Annotated in this window: 19 protein-coding genes, 7 tRNA genes and 1 pseudogene; 22 read left to right on the forward strand and 5 right to left on the reverse strand. The window is 45.8% G+C overall.

The window, feature by feature from the left end; translation table 11 throughout:
• Nucleotides 1–38 precede the first annotated feature (38 nt).
• The 8 genes from ACM6JA_RS16385 to ACM6JA_RS16420 all read left to right on the forward strand — a co-directional run bounded on the left by ACM6JA_RS16385 (nucleotide 39) and on the right by ACM6JA_RS16420 (nucleotide 2,127).
• Nucleotides 39–111, forward strand: a tRNA-Phe gene (locus ACM6JA_RS16385).
• A gap of 7 nt (nucleotides 112–118) precedes the next feature.
• Nucleotides 119–192, forward strand: a tRNA-Trp gene (locus ACM6JA_RS16390).
• A gap of 27 nt (nucleotides 193–219) precedes the next feature.
• Nucleotides 220–295 (forward strand) — tRNA-His (locus ACM6JA_RS16395).
• Between the two features lie 26 nt (nucleotides 296–321).
• Nucleotides 322–396 (forward strand) — tRNA-Gln (locus ACM6JA_RS16400).
• Nucleotides 397–403: 7 nt separating this feature from the next.
• Nucleotides 404–479, forward strand: a tRNA-Gly gene (locus ACM6JA_RS16405).
• Between the two features lie 28 nt (nucleotides 480–507).
• Nucleotides 508–581: transfer RNA gene (locus ACM6JA_RS16410), tRNA-Cys, on the forward strand.
• A gap of 8 nt (nucleotides 582–589) precedes the next feature.
• Nucleotides 590–671, forward strand: a tRNA-Leu gene (locus tag ACM6JA_RS16415).
• 127 nt (nucleotides 672–798) lie between these two features.
• Nucleotides 799–2,127, forward strand: coding sequence for a purine/pyrimidine permease (locus ACM6JA_RS16420; RefSeq protein WP_007726847.1), 1,329 nt, complete (start codon nucleotides 799–801; stop codon nucleotides 2,125–2,127).
• Nucleotides 2,128–2,142: 15 nt separating this feature from the next.
• On the opposite strand, the gene ACM6JA_RS16425 is transcribed toward ACM6JA_RS16420, so the two are convergent.
• Complete coding sequence (locus tag ACM6JA_RS16425; RefSeq protein ID WP_414853162.1) at nucleotides 2,143–2,814, reverse strand: B3/4 domain-containing protein; 672 nt, start codon at nucleotides 2,812–2,814, stop codon at nucleotides 2,143–2,145.
• A gap of 114 nt (nucleotides 2,815–2,928) precedes the next feature.
• On the opposite strand from ACM6JA_RS16425, the gene rnhA reads away from it, so the two are divergent.
• The 4 genes from rnhA to ACM6JA_RS16445 all read left to right on the forward strand — a co-directional run bounded on the left by rnhA (nucleotide 2,929) and on the right by ACM6JA_RS16445 (nucleotide 6,167).
• Nucleotides 2,929–3,363, forward strand: coding sequence for a ribonuclease HI (gene rnhA, locus ACM6JA_RS16430; RefSeq protein ID WP_173630755.1), 435 nt, complete (start codon nucleotides 2,929–2,931; stop codon nucleotides 3,361–3,363).
• A complete protein-coding gene (gene queG / locus ACM6JA_RS16435; RefSeq protein ID WP_414853163.1) occupies nucleotides 3,360–4,511 on the forward strand; it encodes a tRNA epoxyqueuosine(34) reductase QueG in 1,152 nt (383 codons plus the stop codon). Before rnhA ends, queG begins: the two co-directional genes overlap by 4 nt.
• Before the next feature lie 26 nt (nucleotides 4,512–4,537).
• On the forward strand, nucleotides 4,538–5,074 hold the full coding sequence (locus tag ACM6JA_RS16440) for a methylated-DNA--[protein]-cysteine S-methyltransferase (RefSeq protein ID WP_414853164.1): 537 nt from the start codon (nucleotides 4,538–4,540) through the stop codon (nucleotides 5,072–5,074).
• A gap of 124 nt (nucleotides 5,075–5,198) precedes the next feature.
• Nucleotides 5,199–6,167 carry an amidase domain-containing protein gene (locus tag ACM6JA_RS16445; RefSeq protein WP_414853165.1) on the forward strand — a complete coding sequence of 323 codons (969 nt, stop codon included), beginning with the start codon at nucleotides 5,199–5,201 and terminating at the stop codon, nucleotides 6,165–6,167.
• Here ACM6JA_RS16445 and ACM6JA_RS16450 read toward each other — a convergent pair whose 3' ends face one another.
• A complete protein-coding gene (locus ACM6JA_RS16450) occupies nucleotides 6,168–6,875 on the reverse strand; it encodes a ferric reductase-like transmembrane domain-containing protein (RefSeq protein WP_414853166.1) in 708 nt (235 codons plus the stop codon).
• A gap of 138 nt (nucleotides 6,876–7,013) precedes the next feature.
• Between ACM6JA_RS16450 and trmL the strand changes: the two genes are divergently transcribed.
• The 3 genes from trmL (at nucleotide 7,014) to ACM6JA_RS16465 (ending at nucleotide 8,943) form a co-directional block, all read left to right on the forward strand.
• On the forward strand, nucleotides 7,014–7,484 hold the full coding sequence (gene trmL / locus ACM6JA_RS16455) for a tRNA (uridine(34)/cytosine(34)/5-carboxymethylaminomethyluridine(34)-2'-O)-methyltransferase TrmL (protein WP_048031461.1): 471 nt from the start codon (nucleotides 7,014–7,016) through the stop codon (nucleotides 7,482–7,484).
• Between the two features lie 25 nt (nucleotides 7,485–7,509).
• A complete protein-coding gene (locus ACM6JA_RS16460; RefSeq protein WP_414853167.1) occupies nucleotides 7,510–8,235 on the forward strand; it encodes an HAD family hydrolase in 726 nt (241 codons plus the stop codon).
• A 147-nt stretch (nucleotides 8,236–8,382) separates the two neighbouring features.
• Complete coding sequence (locus ACM6JA_RS16465) at nucleotides 8,383–8,943, forward strand: hypothetical protein (RefSeq protein ID WP_414853168.1); 561 nt, start codon at nucleotides 8,383–8,385, stop codon at nucleotides 8,941–8,943.
• Nucleotides 8,944–9,181: 238 nt separating this feature from the next.
• Here the strand turns inward: ACM6JA_RS16465 and ACM6JA_RS16470 are convergent, their stop codons facing one another.
• On the reverse strand, nucleotides 9,182–9,382 hold the full coding sequence (locus tag ACM6JA_RS16470) for a hypothetical protein (protein ID WP_414853169.1): 201 nt from the start codon (nucleotides 9,380–9,382) through the stop codon (nucleotides 9,182–9,184).
• 357 nt (nucleotides 9,383–9,739) lie between these two features.
• Here ACM6JA_RS16470 and ACM6JA_RS16475 point away from each other — a divergent pair.
• Nucleotides 9,740–11,263, forward strand: a pseudogene (locus ACM6JA_RS16475) (PrkA family serine protein kinase); the annotation flags it as partial.
• A 45-nt stretch (nucleotides 11,264–11,308) separates the two neighbouring features.
• Here ACM6JA_RS16475 and ACM6JA_RS16480 read toward each other — a convergent pair.
• Nucleotides 11,309–12,865 carry a recombinase family protein gene (locus tag ACM6JA_RS16480; protein ID WP_414853170.1) on the reverse strand — a complete coding sequence of 519 codons (1,557 nt, stop codon included), beginning with the start codon at nucleotides 12,863–12,865 and terminating at the stop codon, nucleotides 11,309–11,311.
• A gap of 277 nt (nucleotides 12,866–13,142) precedes the next feature.
• On the opposite strand from ACM6JA_RS16480, the gene ACM6JA_RS16485 reads away from it, so the two are divergent.
• A complete protein-coding gene (locus ACM6JA_RS16485) occupies nucleotides 13,143–14,438 on the forward strand; it encodes a transcriptional regulator (protein ID WP_414853171.1) in 1,296 nt (431 codons plus the stop codon).
• A 436-nt stretch (nucleotides 14,439–14,874) separates the two neighbouring features.
• On the opposite strand, the gene ACM6JA_RS16490 is transcribed toward ACM6JA_RS16485, so the two are convergent.
• Nucleotides 14,875–15,303, reverse strand: coding sequence for a helix-turn-helix domain-containing protein (locus ACM6JA_RS16490; RefSeq protein WP_414853172.1), 429 nt, complete (start codon nucleotides 15,301–15,303; stop codon nucleotides 14,875–14,877).
• A gap of 160 nt (nucleotides 15,304–15,463) precedes the next feature.
• Between ACM6JA_RS16490 and ACM6JA_RS16495 the strand changes: the two genes are divergently transcribed.
• The 5 genes from ACM6JA_RS16495 (at nucleotide 15,464) to ACM6JA_RS16515 (ending at nucleotide 17,618) form a co-directional block, all read left to right on the forward strand.
• A complete protein-coding gene (locus ACM6JA_RS16495) occupies nucleotides 15,464–15,700 on the forward strand; it encodes a helix-turn-helix transcriptional regulator (RefSeq protein ID WP_414853173.1) in 237 nt (78 codons plus the stop codon).
• 264 nt (nucleotides 15,701–15,964) lie between these two features.
• Nucleotides 15,965–16,186, forward strand: a complete 222-nt coding sequence (locus ACM6JA_RS16500) for a hypothetical protein (RefSeq protein ID WP_414853174.1) — start codon at nucleotides 15,965–15,967, stop codon at nucleotides 16,184–16,186.
• 138 nt (nucleotides 16,187–16,324) lie between these two features.
• Nucleotides 16,325–16,585, forward strand: coding sequence for a hypothetical protein (locus tag ACM6JA_RS16505; RefSeq protein ID WP_414853175.1), 261 nt, complete (start codon nucleotides 16,325–16,327; stop codon nucleotides 16,583–16,585).
• A 57-nt stretch (nucleotides 16,586–16,642) separates the two neighbouring features.
• Nucleotides 16,643–17,194 carry an XRE family transcriptional regulator gene (locus ACM6JA_RS16510; protein WP_414853176.1) on the forward strand — a complete coding sequence of 184 codons (552 nt, stop codon included), beginning with the start codon at nucleotides 16,643–16,645 and terminating at the stop codon, nucleotides 17,192–17,194.
• Nucleotides 17,187–17,618: a hypothetical protein gene (locus ACM6JA_RS16515; protein ID WP_414853177.1), complete on the forward strand. Its 432-nt coding sequence runs from the start codon at nucleotides 17,187–17,189 to the stop codon at nucleotides 17,616–17,618. The genes ACM6JA_RS16510 and ACM6JA_RS16515 overlap by 8 nt, the downstream gene beginning before the upstream one ends.
• Nucleotides 17,619–17,658: the final 40 nt, after the last annotated feature.

Here is a 17,658-nt window from a genome sequence, read left to right on the forward strand (position 1 = left end):
CTAATCAAATGAAATTGGCGCGTAAAGCAGAGATATAAGGCTCGGTAGCTCAGTCGGTAGAGCAGAGGACTGAAAATCCTCGTGTCGGCGGTTCGATTCCGTCCCGAGCCACCTTTATAGGGGCATAGTTTAACGGTAGAACGAAGGTCTCCAAAACCTTTGGTGTGGGTTCGATTCCTACTGCCCCTGCCATTTTTTTATAAAATAGTAGTAATCATGGCGGTCGTGGCGAAGGGGTTAACGCACCGGATTGTGGCTCCGGCACTCGTGGGTTCAAGTCCCATCGATCGCCCCATAAATTCATAGTTGGGGATTACTTATTGGGGTATAGCCAAGCGGTAAGGCAACGGACTTTGACTCCGTCATTCCTAGGTTCAAATCCTAGTACCCCAGCCATTAAAATGCGGACGTAGCTCAATTGGTAGAGCGTCGCCTTGCCAAGGCGAAGGTCGAGGGTTCGAGACCCTTCGTCCGCTCCATTTCTCAAATTGTTTCACCTTATATCATGGAGGCATAGCCAAGGGGTAAGGCACGGGTCTGCAAAACCCTTATCCCCGGTTCAAATCCGGGTGCCTCCTCCATAGTACTTGCCGGTGTGGCGGAATGGCAGACGCGCGCGACTCAAAATCGTGAGGGAAACCGTGGGGGTTCAAGTCCCTTCACCGGCACCATACTTTTACAAGCTAACCCTGAATGTCAAGATATCTTGATGATTGGGGTTTTTTTCTGCTTTAATATGCACATAGTGTAGACAGGGAAATAGACAACTTGTGTACGCAAAAGGACGAGGTGGTTGAGGTGTTTTACAAACTGCAAGACAAGCCGCCAATAGGGATCACGACACTGTCCGTATTGCAATGGATGATCGTAACAGTTTCCAGCAGTGTGGCGGTACCACTAATGATTGGAGATATGTACGGCTTGCAGGCTGATGAAATTGGAAAGCTGATGCAGCAGACCATGTTTTACATTGGACTCGCATCACTACTGCAAGTATGGATTGGACACCGCTATCCGATGATAGAAGGACCGGCTGGATTATGGTGGGGGATCTTTATCATTTTGGCTCAACTCGGAACGAGTATGGGCCTTCATCCACAAGAAATTGGTCAATCCTTTCAAGTGGGGATGATATTAGCAGGTCTACTCTTTTTCATTTTTGGTTTATTAGGCTGGATTGGCAAATTACAGAAGTGGTTTACGCCGCTGGTTTCAGGTACGTATATGATTTTGCTTGCAGTTTCTTTGTGTAGTAACATTCTCACGGGCATGCTCGGTATTGGTTTTCAGCATTCAAAAGAGGTACAACCGGGTGTAGCACTTGTGTCTATAGGGATCGTAGCCCTTGTTGTGTTCATAATGCGAACGAAGCGATTCTCCAGTTTTGCCGTTTTGTTTGGCATGGTTGGTGGCTGGATCGCATACGCGCTTCTTGGATGGACAGAACCTGTCCGGCCTACTGAGCAATTATTTTCTTGGCCTTCTATTTTCTTTTGGGGACCCCCACGCTGGGATTGGGGCGTTGTATTAACAAGTATGCTGACAGGATTCGTTCTGTTGACAAACCTCATGACGAGTTTGTCAGTCATGGGAAAAGCGACAGACACTGTGCCTACTGAAAAGCAGTACAATCGCGGTGGTATTTTTACAGGGGTATCCCATTTCCTGTCAGGCTTGAGCGGTGTGGTTGGTATGATTCCACTTTCCTTGGCAGCAGCGGTTATTCAAACGACGAAAATGGCTTCGCGCCTGCCATTTGTGATAGCGATGCTGGGGATGATGCTGATTGGGCTGATTCCCACTGTTGCCCATTTTTTGGCGGCTTTACCTACTCCAGTGGCATACGCGGCGATGTTCATTTCCTATACGCAACTGCTTGGCTTCGGCTTGAAGGATTACGTGAATGTGAAGATGGACGAACGTACGATTATTGTTGGGGGCAGCTCGCTTCTGATCGGGATCGGAGTCATGTTCGTACCTGCTGTAGCTTGGCAGCAACTTCCTGCATTAGCCAGTTTTTTGTTCGGCAATGGCTTACTGCTCGGAGTTATTGTGTGCCTGGTCCTGGAACATATTGTTTTTAGAAAAAAGGAAGATAGCGTAGAAAAAGACGGCCAGGCTGCATGACGGGCCGTCTTTTTCTTAGGCAGTAACTATAGAGGAGTGAGTCAGCTCGCCACCGTTGATTTCCGTAAACATGCGACCAACTGAACCTACGATTTCTTCTTTTTTAGATTGTTCCATTTTTTCATGGAAAAAGATGACTTGGAGGAGCGTGCTGCTTTGTTCCGTTACGCATGAGCGCTTGGAATCGACGATGGGGCTCCCAAATGCTCCGTTACCATCAGCGAGTAGCAGTTTCCCTTCCATGTTGACTTCGCGTCCATTTAATCCTTCATAGACATCATCGGCGTGGCCGAGGCGACAAGTGATATCACCCGCTAAGTGATTGACGTCATAAATCCCAAAAGGAAGCGCGTGCAAAACCGAGAAAAAATTATTAACATCAACAGCGCTATTAATCCAGAAAAAAGGATTTCCCTGCAGCAGTCGGCGCAGTAATGCTTCGGAGGAAGGGCGGTATCTGGATGGATCAATGCCAACTTGCTTAAAGCAGGCCCTCCACTCGCGGATGCCTTCGATTTCTGTCAGGTTTGCAGTATCGTGCTCCAGCCGCAAGCTCTCCACATAATAATTAATGCGTCCTTGCAGCATTTTTGGGGAGTCACTGACGGAAGCATTGCTGTATTGTAAAATGCCGAGAGAAAATTGCGGCAGACGCTCAGACACGGAAGAATCTAGCTGGACTTTCATCTATAGACACTCCTTACTAAACCTATTTTTGGTAGTATAACAAAAAATTTTTGTGGAAGCGACTAAGCTTCGATACAATAGAAGAGAACAGAGGAGGGAACCCTGACGATGACGATGCGTGAGGTTGATATTTATACTGACGGAGCTTGTTCCGGCAATCCAGGACCAGGTGGTTGGGGAGCTGTACTGATGTACGGCCAACACATCAAGGAAATGTCCGGTGCCGAACCGCATACAACGAATAACAGAATGGAGCTATTGGCGGCCATCAAGGCGCTTTCTACATTGAAGGAGCCTTGTAAAGTGACACTGTACAGCGATAGTGCATACTTGGTTAACTGCTTTAAGCAAGGCTGGTATAAAGGCTGGCTGAAAAACGGCTGGAAAAACAGTAAAGGCCAGCAGGTGGAAAATCAGGACTTATGGAAAGAACTGCTGCAATTGATGGACACCCACAAGGTAGAGTACGTAAAAGTCAAAGGACACGCCGACAACAAATGGAACAACCGCTGTGATGAATTGGCGACAGGAGCGATTAAACAGCTGTGAACGACTTGCTGTACTGGGAGCAGACAAAGCAGTCCATCATTAACTATGCCAAGGAAATCGGAATCGATAAGATCGGGTTTGCCAGTGCCGATCCATTCACGACCTTAAAAGAACGGCTTATTGTACACCGGGAAAAGGGTTATGAATCTGGATTTGAAGAGCCTGATTTAGAAAAGAGAACGAACCCGGAACTGTTGTTGGACGGGGCACGTTCCCTGATTTCAATAGCACTGGCCTACCCATCCAAGCTCAAAAATCCACCAAAGTCAGAGCCTGGCGCGTATCGGGGAATCTTGTGCCGTGCAGCATGGGGAACTGATTACCATCACGTTCTGCGCGACAAGCTGGACAAGCTGACTCGATTCATTATGGAGCTGGAACCAGGGGCTCGGATCGAATCAATGGTAGACACGGGAGCATTGTCTGATCGTGCTGTAGCCGAGCGAGCTGGGATTGGGTTTGTAGGAAAAAACTGTGCTATCATAACGCCAGAGTTCGGATCATGGGTTTACTTGGGGGAGCTTGTAACGAATCTTCCGTTGCCAAGCGACCACCCGATCGAAGAAGGCTGTGGCGACTGTAATATATGTGTAGACGCTTGTCCGACCGGAGCCTTGATTCAGGGCGGGCAGCTTGATGCACAGCGATGTGTAGCTTATTTGACACAAGTGAAAGACTTTATTCCAGATGAATTCCGCGGGAAAATCGGGAATCGGCTGTATGGTTGCGACACTTGTCAGACTGTATGCCCTAAGAATCGTCGCATCGACAACGACCATCATGCTGAATTTCAGCCTGATCCGGAGGTTGCCAAGCCTTTGTTGATTCCGCTGCTTCAGATGAGCAATAAGGAGTTCAAGGAAAAATTCGGCCAATCCTCTTCATCTTGGCGGGGCAAAAAACCAATTCAGCGTAATGCCATACTAGCGCTTGCACATTTCAAGGATCGGACGGCTGTTCCTCATTTGGAGAGTCTTTTGTTTGAAGACCCCCGTCCAGTCATTCGTGGAACTGCTGCATGGGCACTTGGAAAAATCGGAGGAGAGCAGGCACAAGAAGCGCTCATTACCGCTAAAGCAAAAGAGGCGTCACCAGAAGTAGTGGAAGAGATAGAAAAAGGCATGAGCATGATTCGTGCACAGGCTTAGTTTGAACGAGAGAGGGAGGACGTAAAATGGCAAAGGAATTAGGCTATACCATGATGGATTCACCGATTGGACCATTGCTCTTGGCTTCTACAGAAGAAGGGCTGTGCTACATTCAGTTTGCCAATGAACAAGACGGATTGGAGCCTCTGGTGCGCTGGTGCAAAAAAACGTTCTTAGGAATTACCCCAACGCGTAACGATGCGATCAATAAGTCTGCGAAAAAGCAATTAGAAGAATATTTTGCAGGCAAGCGAAAGACGTTTGATATTCCAACCGTATTGTACGGAACTCCCTTTCAAAAGTCTGTATGGAATGAGTTATCGAACATCCCCTATGGAGAAACTCGTTCTTACAAAGATATTGCCTTGGCTATTGGAGCGGTGAAAGCTGTTCGAGCCATTGGCGGTGCGAACAATCGCAATCCGATTCCTGTCATTATACCGTGCCATCGTGTCATTGGCTCGAATGGTGCCTTGGTCGGATACGGCGGTGGCTTATCCATTAAAGAATATTTGCTGTCCTTAGAAGAAGGTCCACTTTTTGCTCACGCTTCTTCCAAATAAGCTGTCTGCTTGCTCGGACAGCTTTTCTTTTTCTTCTGAATGCTCCACGAGTGACATATTCTTCATTGAGATGAACGGTTCATGAGTCTATGTCGCAGTTGGAGGAGGAAAGGAGGAGGGGAAAGTGGAGTGGCGTGAATTTGTTCAACAATACTTTCAAGCAGTTCACCAATCATCTATGGATGGAAAGTATGAGCGGCTGCTGCCTTTTTATTGCACAAGAGAGTCTGGCGTACAGAAAGAATGGGATCGACTGAACCGGGAGAAGCGGAAAATCGAGGAGCGGGGAGTCAAATTATTGGCTGTCCAGGGACAAGTAACGCCCATGTGCTGGGTAGATACCGATGCCACCATGGAAATAACGGTTCAATGGAAAGAAAATAAAACACTAGGGATCAAGCATACCAAGTATAAAGAGGTAAATAAAAGAGTGTTCCAGCTCCAGTTGCTCAAAACGAATGAAAAATGGTCGATAATCGGGGCAAGGGAGTCGAATGGGGATCAAAAATTGGTGGTCGAGGAAGAGGAGGAGCCCGTCATCGTTGTGTCAGGCGTCGAGGATGCCATTGACCAGCCTATGCTGATTGTGCATGGAGCAGGAGGTTACAACGCTGCAAATGCAGTCGCGTATGCGGAACGCTACTGGAACACGACGAATCCCGTGTATCCTCGTTTTACGGATGACTGCACGAATTTTATTTCGCAATGTTTACACGCTGGCGGAATCCCTATGCTGATGTCGAAAGAGATGGGCAAGGGCTGGTGGATCCGCACGGGAAAAGGCGCCTCTTGGAGCTATAGCTGGACGGTAGCGCATAGCTTGTATTTGCTTTTGAAATCGGGTGGACCACCTATGCGGGCGGTTACGAAAAGCTCTGCGGCCGAATTGGTCCCAGGTGATATCATTTGTTATGACTTTAACGGGGATGGGCGTTTTCAGCACAATACGATCGTGGTCGCAAAAGACGCGAATCAGATGCCGTTAGTGAATGCCCATACGACAGATAGCAGCATGCGTTATTGGGCATATGAGGATTCTACAGCCTATACGCCCAAAATGCGATATGCCTTCTTTCATATAAGAGGGGTATAATTACCGCTTGCGAAAAAAAGCTCTTCGTATAAAAGAGATACTGCGAATCATCCAAATCATTGCTGCGAAAACGAGCATGTCTGAAAAGGTATGTGGTTCTCCTTTAATGGATTGTATGTAAATCAAGCCATGGAACAAGACGATGACAAAAAGCCATGGATTGGCGAGATGAAGCCTTTTCCAACTGGATCCACCCAGCCATTTTTCTGCCCGTGCAGAAGAAGTCAGCCACAGGGCTAGTAGAATGAAAAAAGCAAGCAGCCCAAGATAGTTCGCAACGCCTGTGAGGGTCCAGTTTGGAGATGGCCACATGGTGGGATCAGTGGAAGCGAAAAAGAACAGACCTAGCCATCCATCAGCCTTTTCAGAACGGTTTTCATGTATGATCATCAGGCGAGGCTCACTTTCAAAAAGGACGAGCACAAGAATGACGTGCAGCAGTCCAGTTAGCCCAGCCCATATGCCGATATCTCGACGGATGGACAAGCTGACAGCCATCCAGCCAGCAGGGAGCCAGGACTGGAGTGGACCAATCAGTAAGGTGCAGCCAATCAAAATAAATGAGAGATAGCCGAGAATCATGCTCCATGTTTCCAGTGCAGGGAACGAAGAAAAATCAGTCCACATCCAACTGGCGCCTAACAGGATCAAACTCACGATACTCACATGTGCGACAAGGCGTCGCCCAAATGAAAAGGGTGTCCCCATCTAATCGTCACTCCTTCGATAGCCAAAGTTTTCTGATTAGATGCAGCAGGCACTCCATTTGTTACAGAAGCTGGGTACGGTGGTATAATAGGACGTGTACAGGTATCAAGTTCGCAATTTACAAGGAGATTTTCAGATATGCCGTTACATATTGTTTTGCATGAGCCGCTCATCCCTGCCAACACGGGAAACATCGCCCGTTCATGTGCAGCGACGGGAGCGCATCTGCATTTAATTCATCCGCTCGGGTTTTCAACGGACGATCGTTACCTGAAGCGGGCTGGTCTCGATTATTGGCATGCAGTAAATGTTCACCATCATGAGAGCTTCGAGCACTTTGCTGCGGCACAAGGAGAAGGTGCGGGCACCTTTTACTTTGTGGAGACCTGGGGGGAAAAGTTGTATACGGACGTTTCTTTCCGGGATGGCGACTACATTATCTTGGGCAAGGAGACGACGGGCTTGCCGGAAGAGCTGACAGAAAAATATCGGGAACAGACTATTCGTATCCCCATGAGCGGTGCGACCCGTTCTGTGAACCTGTCCAATTGTGCAGCTATTGTCTTGTTTGAGGGACTTCGTCAGTTAGGTTTTCCATCGCTATCGTAAGGCATTTGGGAGGGAGAGATCCATTATGACTGTGAACACCATCCTGTTTGATTTGGACGGTACGTTATTAGAGATGCAGACAGAACCCTTTGTCAAAAGTTACTTGGTTGAAGTAGGCCGTCATGTCGGAGATAAGTACGATACCGAAAAGCTGTTGGCACTGATTTGGGATGCAACCAAGGCAATGATCATGAACCAAGAGCCTGACAAGACGAACGAGCAAGTTTTTATCGAACATTTTACGGAACACAGTGAGTGGGATCGAGAGGAAATATGGCCTCTGTTCGATTCGTTTTATCGCGATGTATTTCCGACACTTTCTCACCTGACGTATCCTTCACCATGGGCAAAGCAGATCATTGCTGCCGCCAAAGAGCAAGGATTTCGGGTTGCAGTAGCGACGAATCCTGTTTTTCCACGTGATGCGATTCACCATCGCCTCGCTTGGATCGGGATGTCCCCGAATGATTTCGAGCTGGTCACCGTCTACGAGGAGTCGCATTTCACGAAGCCGAATCCTGGTTATTACAAGGAGATTTGTCAAAAGCTCGGGGTTGAACCGACAGACTGTGTCATGGTCGGGAATCACATGCAGGAGGACATGGTCGCATCCAAGCTGGGGATGAAAACGTTTTTGGTAACCAATTGGATGGAAGACCGCGGTGAGCCTCAGTATCCGGTAGATCAGCGGGGATCATTAGAAGAGCTGTTTACGGCGCTTTCTGAAAAAAGCGGTGTGTTTGCAGGTTAAGGAATGACCATGAAAAAATAGACGAGAAGCAGGCTGTCCGTTTGAAAAAATGGTCAAGCCTGCTTTTTCACATACTTTTCCCAAAATCATCAGGTAGGCTAGGGGTGTACGACCACGTTTTACATAATAAAGGAGGAAAAAATCTGCATGAAAAAACTTGTTTCGTCTCTGGTGATGGCTACCTTACTGTTTAGCGGCATCTCTGTTGTGGCTGCGGCGGATACAGCAGCGGATGCTACGGTTAAGCACTCGAAAGCGGAGAAAAAGGAAGAAAACAGAGCAAAACTGAACGCGAAGGCTACCAAGTGGGGCGTAGAAACTGCGGATAAAACAAATAAGGAAGTAAAAACAGCCATTCAAGAAGCAAAAGCGGCAAAGAAAGCAGAAAACGTTGAGAAAAAAGCGGCAAAAGAAGCGAAGAAGCAAGAGCAACTCGCCAAGCTAAATGATAAAGCTGTGAAGCTGGGAGTTGATACAGCAGGTAAGACAGCGAAGGAAGTAAAAGCGGCTATTAAAGAAGCAAAAGTAGCAAAAAAAGCAGAAAACGTTGAGAAAAAGGCAGCAAAAGAAGCGAAGAAGCAAGAACAGCTCGAGAACCTGAAAGAAAAGGCGTCCAAGTGGGGCGTTGACACAGCAGGTAAGAGCGCAACAGAAATCAAGGCTGAAATCGAAGCGAAGAAAGCAGAAAAGAAAGAGAATAAGAAATGACAAGAAAACAAAAAAAGCAGGTTGCCACAGTAGGCAGCCTGCTTTTTTCCCTGAATGCTTCTTACATGTTCCAGGTTTTGTCCTCGTTGTAGCCAGCTGTCAGAATGAAAAACAGAAAAGCTCCGAAGACCAATGCTACGATAAATGTACCCACGGTTGACAGCTCCTTTCGTAAACAAACTACTCCCATTATAGCGTAGCCTGCCCACTTTGCAAACGAATTAAAGCTGTTGCGCCCTTAAGTGAGTGACAATTTTCGATAGTCATGCACGAGCTTCAAAAAAGCACTTAGCGCAATATATACACTCATTATCTCACCCGTATCGAGTTCCATCCCTGTCACTGCTTGGTAAATGAATATCGCAAGAATCACCAAGCTTGCAATGCCGGTCAAATAAAGTCCTTTTTTCACTTGAATGCGTTCTGCTTGAATATCCATGATCGTTCCTCCTGTTATTTTACGCCAATCCGTCTTGGCCTCCGTGTATGTTGCTTATGATTGTATTTTACAGGGGAGATGGGCTTACAAACCATCGAATCAACTTACAGCTACGCACGGTAAACCTTACAATTCCGTAATCTTCCAAGCTGTTAAAAAGCAATGTGACGGATTTTTTATGGGAAGATTGCTGAAACTTGTGCAGATATCTCGCATACACATATGTAAAGGCTGTAAGAGCCTGTTGGCAACCGGAGAAAACGGCTTGCACGTGAATGCGTGACCGCAGGCGGACATATACATGAGAGTACATTGTCGCTGGGAAGAGAGAGGGCTTAAGAGGGAGGAGTGTCGAACATGGACATTTTAAAACGGATCGCTGAGCACCGGGCCCGCGAAGAAAACCTGATGTGGAGAGGAACATTCGCCGAATATTTGCAACTGGTACGTAAAAATCCGCAAATAGCCCAGACGGCGCACTCACGCGTCTACAACATGATTAAAAGCGCGGGGGTTGAAGAGAACGAGGACGGCTCACGTTCGTATCAATTTTTTAGTCGAGAAATCTTCGGATTGGATCGTTCTGTTGAGCGCCTAGTGGAGGAATATTTCCACTCGGCTGCACGGCGTCTGGATGTTCGCAAACGCATCTTGCTCTTGATGGGACCTGTCAGTGGTGGTAAGTCTACGCTCGTAACGATGCTCAAGAGAGGACTGGAAGAGTATTCTCGGACGGAAGCCGGAGCGATCTTTGCACTTGATGGTTGCCCCATGCACGAAGAACCTCTTCATCTGATCCCGCACGAGCTGCGTCCAGAGGTAGAAGAAGAGCTGGGAATCAAGATTGAAGGAGAATTGACGCCCTATAACCGGATGAGGTTGGAGAACGAATTCGGAGGGTGCATCGAAGATTTCCCTGTTCACCGGATTTTGTTTTCCGAAGCCAATCGTGTCGGGATCGGTACATTTAGCCCTTCCGATCCGAAGTCTCAGGATATTGCCGATTTGACGGGGAGCATCGACTTTTCGACGATTACGAAGTACGGCTCTGAGTCCGACCCGCGTGCGTATCGTTTTGATGGGGAGCTGAACAAAGCCAATCGCGGATTGATGGAATTCCAGGAAATGCTGAAATGCGACGAGAAATTTTTGTGGCATCTCCTGTCGCTGACACAGGAAGGAAACTTCAAGGCAGGTCGTTTTGCCCTCATTTCTGCAGATGAGCTAATTGTTGCGCATACGAATGAATCGGAGTACAAGGCATTTATTGCGAATAAGAAAAATGAGGCACTGCAATCTCGGATTATCGTCATGCCGATGCCGTATAATCTGCGTGTCAGTGACGAAGAAAAAATATACGCGAAATTAATCAAGCAATCCGACTTGGGGCATGTGCATATTGCACCGCATGCGCTCCGGTCAGCAGCAGTCTTTTCCATTATGACCCGCCTGAAAGAATCGAAAAAACAAGGGGCCGACTTGCTGAAAAAAATGCGGCTGTATGACGGTGAATCGGTGGAAGGCTTCAAGGGAGCCGATCTGGAAGAGCTGCGTAACGAGCATGCCGATGAAGGAATGTCCGGTATTGATCCTCGTTATGTCATCAACCGTATTTCCAGTGCACTGATCCGCCGCGATACCGAGTGCATCAATGCGCTTGATATTCTTCGGGCACTAAAAGAAGGCTTTGACCAGCATCCATCCATTACCAAGGAGCAGCGGGAGAGGTATATGAACTTCATCTCTATCGCGCGCAAGGAATACGACGAGCTGGCGAAAAAAGAAGTGCAGAAGGCGTTTGTCTACAGCTACGAAGAGTCGGCAAAAACGCTCATGGATAACTATTTGGACAATGTGGAAGCTTATTGCAACATGAACAAGTCTTACGTTAAATGATATGTACATCGAGGGAAGGATATACCTTCCTCAATCATATAGATGGATTTCAATTTCAAAATGATATGGCCCTGTCCAGTCCGATTCTCTCCTGTATTTGATTTCGCGAACGATTTCCTTTAGCAAGGCATTCTGTTCTTTAATGGAACCCGCGCTTTTATATTCCGTCAGTGCCTTTTTGATCATAGGGAGAACCTTTAGAGCTTGATTCAGTCGACCTGCTTCCAGCTCGACTTGCTTCTCAGCAGCTTCAAGTTCATTATCTAACTGCTTTAGCTGCTCTTGCAGCAATCTGCTTCTTTCCAAAAACGTGTCTTTATCATAGGTGCCATCTTCCAACAAATCGTGTAGGTTAGTTTTGCGGAGGTTGGTTTTTTTTATGTCTTCTTTGATACGCAATACCTTTCTTTTCGCCAAATCAAGGGCAGCATCGTCAGGCTGAGAACGACGCTTTTTCGCTGTTGCGCGCAGGTGGTCAAAGATTGTTTCGAGTTGACGAAGAAATACTTCCTCAACCTTATAGAGCGCGATCATTTTTGTATCGCAGCGAGTGGTATAACAACTAAGGTACTTATTTGGCCGATTGGTTGGTTTATTAGCAAGCATAGCCTTGCCACACTTTTGGCATTTCAGAATACCAGCAAACGGATTGAGAATATCATGATTCTTCTTGACTGGTGCTTCACGGCGGCGAGACAGGGCTTCCTGTGCTTTTTCCCAGAGCTCAGGATCAACTATCGGCTCATGCGCTCCTTCGAGATAAGCCATTTGCTCTATGTCATGCACCTTTGTATAAGAATATGTCCCGTCTTCATTTTTTGACCATTTCGTACGTCCAAATACTTGATCGCCTTTGTATTTGGGGTTTTTTAGGATTCTACCGACTGTTACATGTTGCCATTGCGGTAGACCAGTAGGAGAGGGGATACCGAAATCCATTAGCCGCTGAGCTATTGCACTTCTGCCCAGGCCATCATCTACACACCACTGAAAGATCATACGGACGACTTTAGCTTCTTCTTCTTGGACGACAAGTCGTAGACTATCGTCTTTTCGATATCCGTAAGGTGGCTTTGTGGACTGATCTCTCCCCGATGTCGCGCCCCTTCTTCTTCCACCCTGTAACCTCTTTTTTATCTGCTTGTACTCCATGCGAGCCAAAAAAGTTTTGACTTCAACCGTAAACTCGCCTGATTCCTCGTTCAAGTCCAAGGTTTCTTGAGGGGTCAGAATGAGGGTTTGACTTTCTTTAAAGGTTCGCTCGATGCGACCCTGATCCATCTTATCTCCGCGTCCAAATCGATCCAGGTCCATGACTAAAATACCGTCATAGTTCAAGTCCTTTACTTTTTGGAGCAGGGCTTGCATTTCCGGTCTCTCAGCAATATACTCCCCTGACACCACTTCTTCAAAGATGTCCACGATGTTATGTTCGTTTTTTCTGGCAAAGGCGAGGAGTTCTTTTCTATGTTTGGTGAGAGTATCATACTCTTCACCGCGCGATGCAGCTTCACGCTCAGTTTCTATATCTTTTCTTGATTTACGTAGGTATATGGCTATATCAAGATTCTTCAAGTGTGTCACCATTGCAAGATACCTCCGGATAAAAAGGGTATTATCATCAAATAACCTCGTTACCAGTATACGCCATGATTAGAAAAAAACGTATTGTCTGTTGGGCACTAATCAATTGTTTGGGGTGTATATAGGGTAGCGCAATTGGCTTTGAATAGACAAATACAGAGAACAAACCGTATGGACAACGGATATATGTCGATTAAAGTCGAACAATTGCAAAAGTTTTTTTATCGGTAAAGTGTATACTGATGCTATAATGTTAAAATTTGTTAGCGGAGGTAAAACTTTGGCGCAAGTAGAACGGAGAGTGTCCGAGAGTGTGAGGGTTGTTCTGGAAAAAGGCGGTTTCGCGAGGAGAAAGATCGCGGCTGAACTCGGGTTTCAGCCAACTGTTTTTGATAGGTGGATTAATGGGACAAGACCATTTCCACTAAAGGAACTTATCTCGACCACAGAATACCTGGGATTGCATACAGACTATTTTTTTGGTGACTACCTACTTGACTGCTGGTATGCCCCAAAAGACAAGTCCGAACGCGTTAGAGACTTTCTGTGCTATACGAGAACGGAAGGTTTTCGTATGTACTCTGACAAGTTGGTTAGTATGCTACTTGAAGAAGGGAAGCAACTTAGGAGTCTTTATGAGACGGGGGTGTATTTGGATGAGAAGGGACTATGTGAAGAGGCGGAATACTTTTATACACTCGTGATCGATAACGAACGAGATCGTCTTGCAGAGCACCTTGCACTCAGTTACTATCGTAGATTCATGATCGTACGGGATTGGGACATGGACTACGCCTTTGAAGCAGCTACCAAGCTGAGTGAACATATACGGACATTACCAGAAGATGTCATGTTCGAGGCGTACACCAACATCATGACCGTGTTTTACGTGTTAGATAAGTGGGATCACTTGAAGAAATATGGCGAAGAAGCAAGGACGTTGATGGAGCGAGCTAGTACAAGAAACATTAACCTTTACGCAAAGTGCTTGTCCTACTTGGGTTTTGCCTATCGAAATAAGAAAGAGTTTGATAAGGCGTTAGATGCCCATATGCTATGTGGAGAGCTAGGAGCTACCTTTAAAGTATGGGATGAACTGAACACTTGTGTTGTTTTACTTGAAGCTGATGACCATGGTAAATTGAATGAACTCATAGAATTAATTCATAGGTTTCCTATGGAGGCAATAAACCATTTGGAGCATGTTTTTCAGGCGCTTTTAAAGAATAGGGATTTTTTACAGATAGAGAAAATTATCAGCGAATTTCATCCCATCATTCTCGAACTTTTTGAAAAAACAGATCCGTATAATTTGAAGAGGGCGATTCGGATTAGATTATTCATAGCGGAATCCCATATCCATTTTGCAAACTACACTGCTGCGAAGAGTATATTACAAACTGCTCTAAACTTGGCTAGGAAAAAGAAACTATTTAATTTGTACGATGATTGCATGAGGGTGTTCTGGTTGCTTGAAGATATCGAAAGTAAAAAGTTTTGCGCAGGATGCAAAAAAGACATCCAAGAGGATGTCCGAGGATTAGCTACCAACCACCACCACTATCCTTTTGCTTAACAACAATAACCTTATCATATTGGGAAGGAGACCATCCTCCGCCACTATCTGCCGATGCTCCAATCGCAAGTGTTAGTGTCATAAGCGCTGCTAATGTTAGCGTAAGTAATGAACGTTTCATACGTACCACCTCACAAAATGTTTTATTACGTTAAAGCTTATCATAAATAATCCAAAAGACAAATAAAAAAATCCATTATTGTAAGTAGATGGATGTTGGATTCCTCTATTATTATAAAAATATACAGTTTTAGGAAAAAATGTATATTTGCTATCAGGGGGTTGCAACAGATGAAATCACTTTCAATACTTGAAGTACAGATTCTATGTGGAGTATTAAAGAATAATCAACACTCGGAAGATATAGCTTACATCATAAAAATGCTGACCCAAACAAATAAAAACGCCAAACTCCTTGCGTAAGGAGAAGGCGTTTTTATTTGTTTGCAGCTTTGAAGTTGGCGATCATGCCGCGAAGCAAGTCAAGTTGTTCAGGTTGCAGTGGGGTTTTAAGTAGCAAACGAGCCAGTTCTTTGCTGGCGTCTGAGACGTTTGGATCGTCGATTACCTCTAAAAAAGCTTTGTAGTAGTCCGGTACTCCTGGTGGTAAAGTGTCATCAGCCTGATTATTCTCTGAATGCTGATCAGTACCAGATACACCGTAGCCTGCCAAACGCATCAGTTCTTCATAGTCCCAGTTTAAACCGTCAGCGAGTTTCTTTATAGTATCAGCTTTCGGGGTGCCCCGTTGACCCGTCTCAATTTGAGAGATGTGTGCGTGGGATACATTAGCTCTTTTAGATAATTCCCTAATAGAAAGGGATTTACTTTCCCGGAATTGCTTAAGGTATTTGCCGAAGTCCAAGTAACATCACCCTTCATATTGTTAACGTTTGTGAACACTATAATTCTAACATGCTCACTAAAGAAAACAAACGTTTTCAAAAAGAACCAAAAATGGTTGCAAAAGGTTACAACAGGTGTTATTATGTTCACATAAAGAACCATTTGAAAGGATGGTGACAATGAAAATAAAGGTTAAGACTCAAGAATTTGCCCAGGTACGAATAAAAAAGGGCTATTCTCAGCGCGGGCTTGCACGAGAAATCAATAGAGCGGTGTCTTATATTTCACAACTTGAGAGTGGCAACAGAAACCCTAGTCCTCAAGTGGCAAAAGAGATATGCGATGCGCTGGATGCTCAATTTGAAGACATTTTTTTTATTGAAAGTGTTCACAAAAGAGAACGAAAACCAGCTTAGGAGTGATAGGCATGACCGACAAAAAGCCAGTCATCAAAACTACAATTAGCTCCATCCATGGAAAGGTATCCGAGAAACAGGCGGACAGTCGTGGAGAGATTAAATATTTCTTCCATCTCTGATTTCTGAAGAACGGCACTCGCCAAAGTTCACGTTCTTCCGGCAGTACCATTCGACAGATGGTATGGAAAATCCTACAAGAATGGAGGAAACCAGACAATGAGACAAGCCGACGTTCATACCCTTTATCAAGGGGGAATGAGCATGAATCATGCACCGGAATTTTACGTTGATGGTCAGCCAGCTAAAGTGGTTTACGACAACAACGGTCAGACCAAAGTCACTCTGGTTGGCAGATGGTTTTTCATGACTCCCGAAGAGGTCGGCGAAGAATTTTGTCAGCGAGTAGAAGACGGTGACCTACGATGCTGCCGGATTAACGATCTCATCCATGATATGTACGAAAAAAGGACGAGTGCCGGATGACCGGTGCTTAGATGGACAAGCTTCACACAACTGCATAGAGCGCCGAAGAGCGGGAGCGAGCCATTTGATCTGCGAAAGCAGGGAGCCGCGCCATAATACATTCCACCATTTCGCCGGGTAAGGGTGAAACAAGGTCAGGTGGAGGTCACTGTCAAGACTCGACGCTGCATGCAGTTGTGTGATGAAAGTGAGGTGATCAATTTGGATGAACTCGATCATTTGGTTAAACGCATTGGTTGGTACACCAAGAAAGTCAAACAATCAGCAAAATGGCCACGAGAGAAACGGGAACGTCGGCTTCCAAAACTTCTGGCTTACAAAGAAAGGCTTCATGAACTGATCCGAAAAAGAAAAATGCCCTCGGCTCATATAGCTGCCGAGGGAGAGTCTGGAAAGTGAGCTTGGTTTCATTGTACATCGAAAACAGAATAACGCTGGTAAGGATGGTGCGAACAAATGAGCGACTTTGGTAGGCAGTTAAGCCAGTCACTCCAAGAGGTAGGGATGACTCAAATGTCATTCGGGTTTGAAGTGAATGTTAGCAGAGAAGCTGTTTCGGCGTACACAACTGGACGAACTGTGACACCTCCAGACATAAAGTCGAAATCAGTGTTAATTACGGATAACCCATACCTTTCAATGGAGGCGGCACAAGAGTCAACGGCGGGGACAAGCCCAGGAATCATAGACGGTGACCGAATAGAAGTGAATCGTCACACCGTTCTGGATCGCACAGAACACGAAATGAATGAGCTGTTGAAAGTGATCCGGGAGGCAGAGGAAAGCATCATAAGCGCGCCGCCCCGATCCTTAACAGCACAGGAGAGGCAAGCGATTGAAACCTTGATTCAGGAAACGTTAGATGTGGTTACAGCAAGTACAAACCTTGCAGCAATCCTATGTAGGGAGTACAAGGTGTCATGGATTAAACAATGGGCTATCCACAAATCAAAGTGGATGAAAAACGGACTCATGAAAATGATGAAAGGGGTAGGGCTACATGAGTAATCAGTACATGGTTTTTGATAAAGACCAATTGTTCATAGTAATTGGAGCATTAGTTAAGGAAAAGGTCAGGTTTGACCGTGAGGGTGATGAATGGCAAGGCAAACGGATAATTTCAACAGCAAATACACTGTTTGAAATGTACTGCGGTAAGCCTGGGTATTTGGATGAAGAACAGCTTGAACAAACAGCAGAGGCATTGGAAAGAGCGGTAGAAGAAAATAGGGGATTATCAGACAGCAAGGCGTCAAAAGCTTTATGGCTTGCTTCTCGACTGCGACAGATAAAGGCAAAGCGGGAGAGCCGATTTTACAAAGCGCCGTATGTAATGGTGAAAGGCAAGCGAATGGCCGTTCTCCTGAAAGCAAGCGAAGTTGCTGCTTATCTGAGAATAGAAAAAACCGCCCGCGGCGAACGGACGGCTTAGAAAAAACTGTATTGGAAGAATACCACATCTTTTCTAGGAG

It is taken from the genome of Brevibacillus sp. IT-7CA2 (assembly GCF_949767855.1).
Taxonomy (GTDB): Bacteria; Bacillota; Bacilli; order Brevibacillales; family Brevibacillaceae; genus Brevibacillus.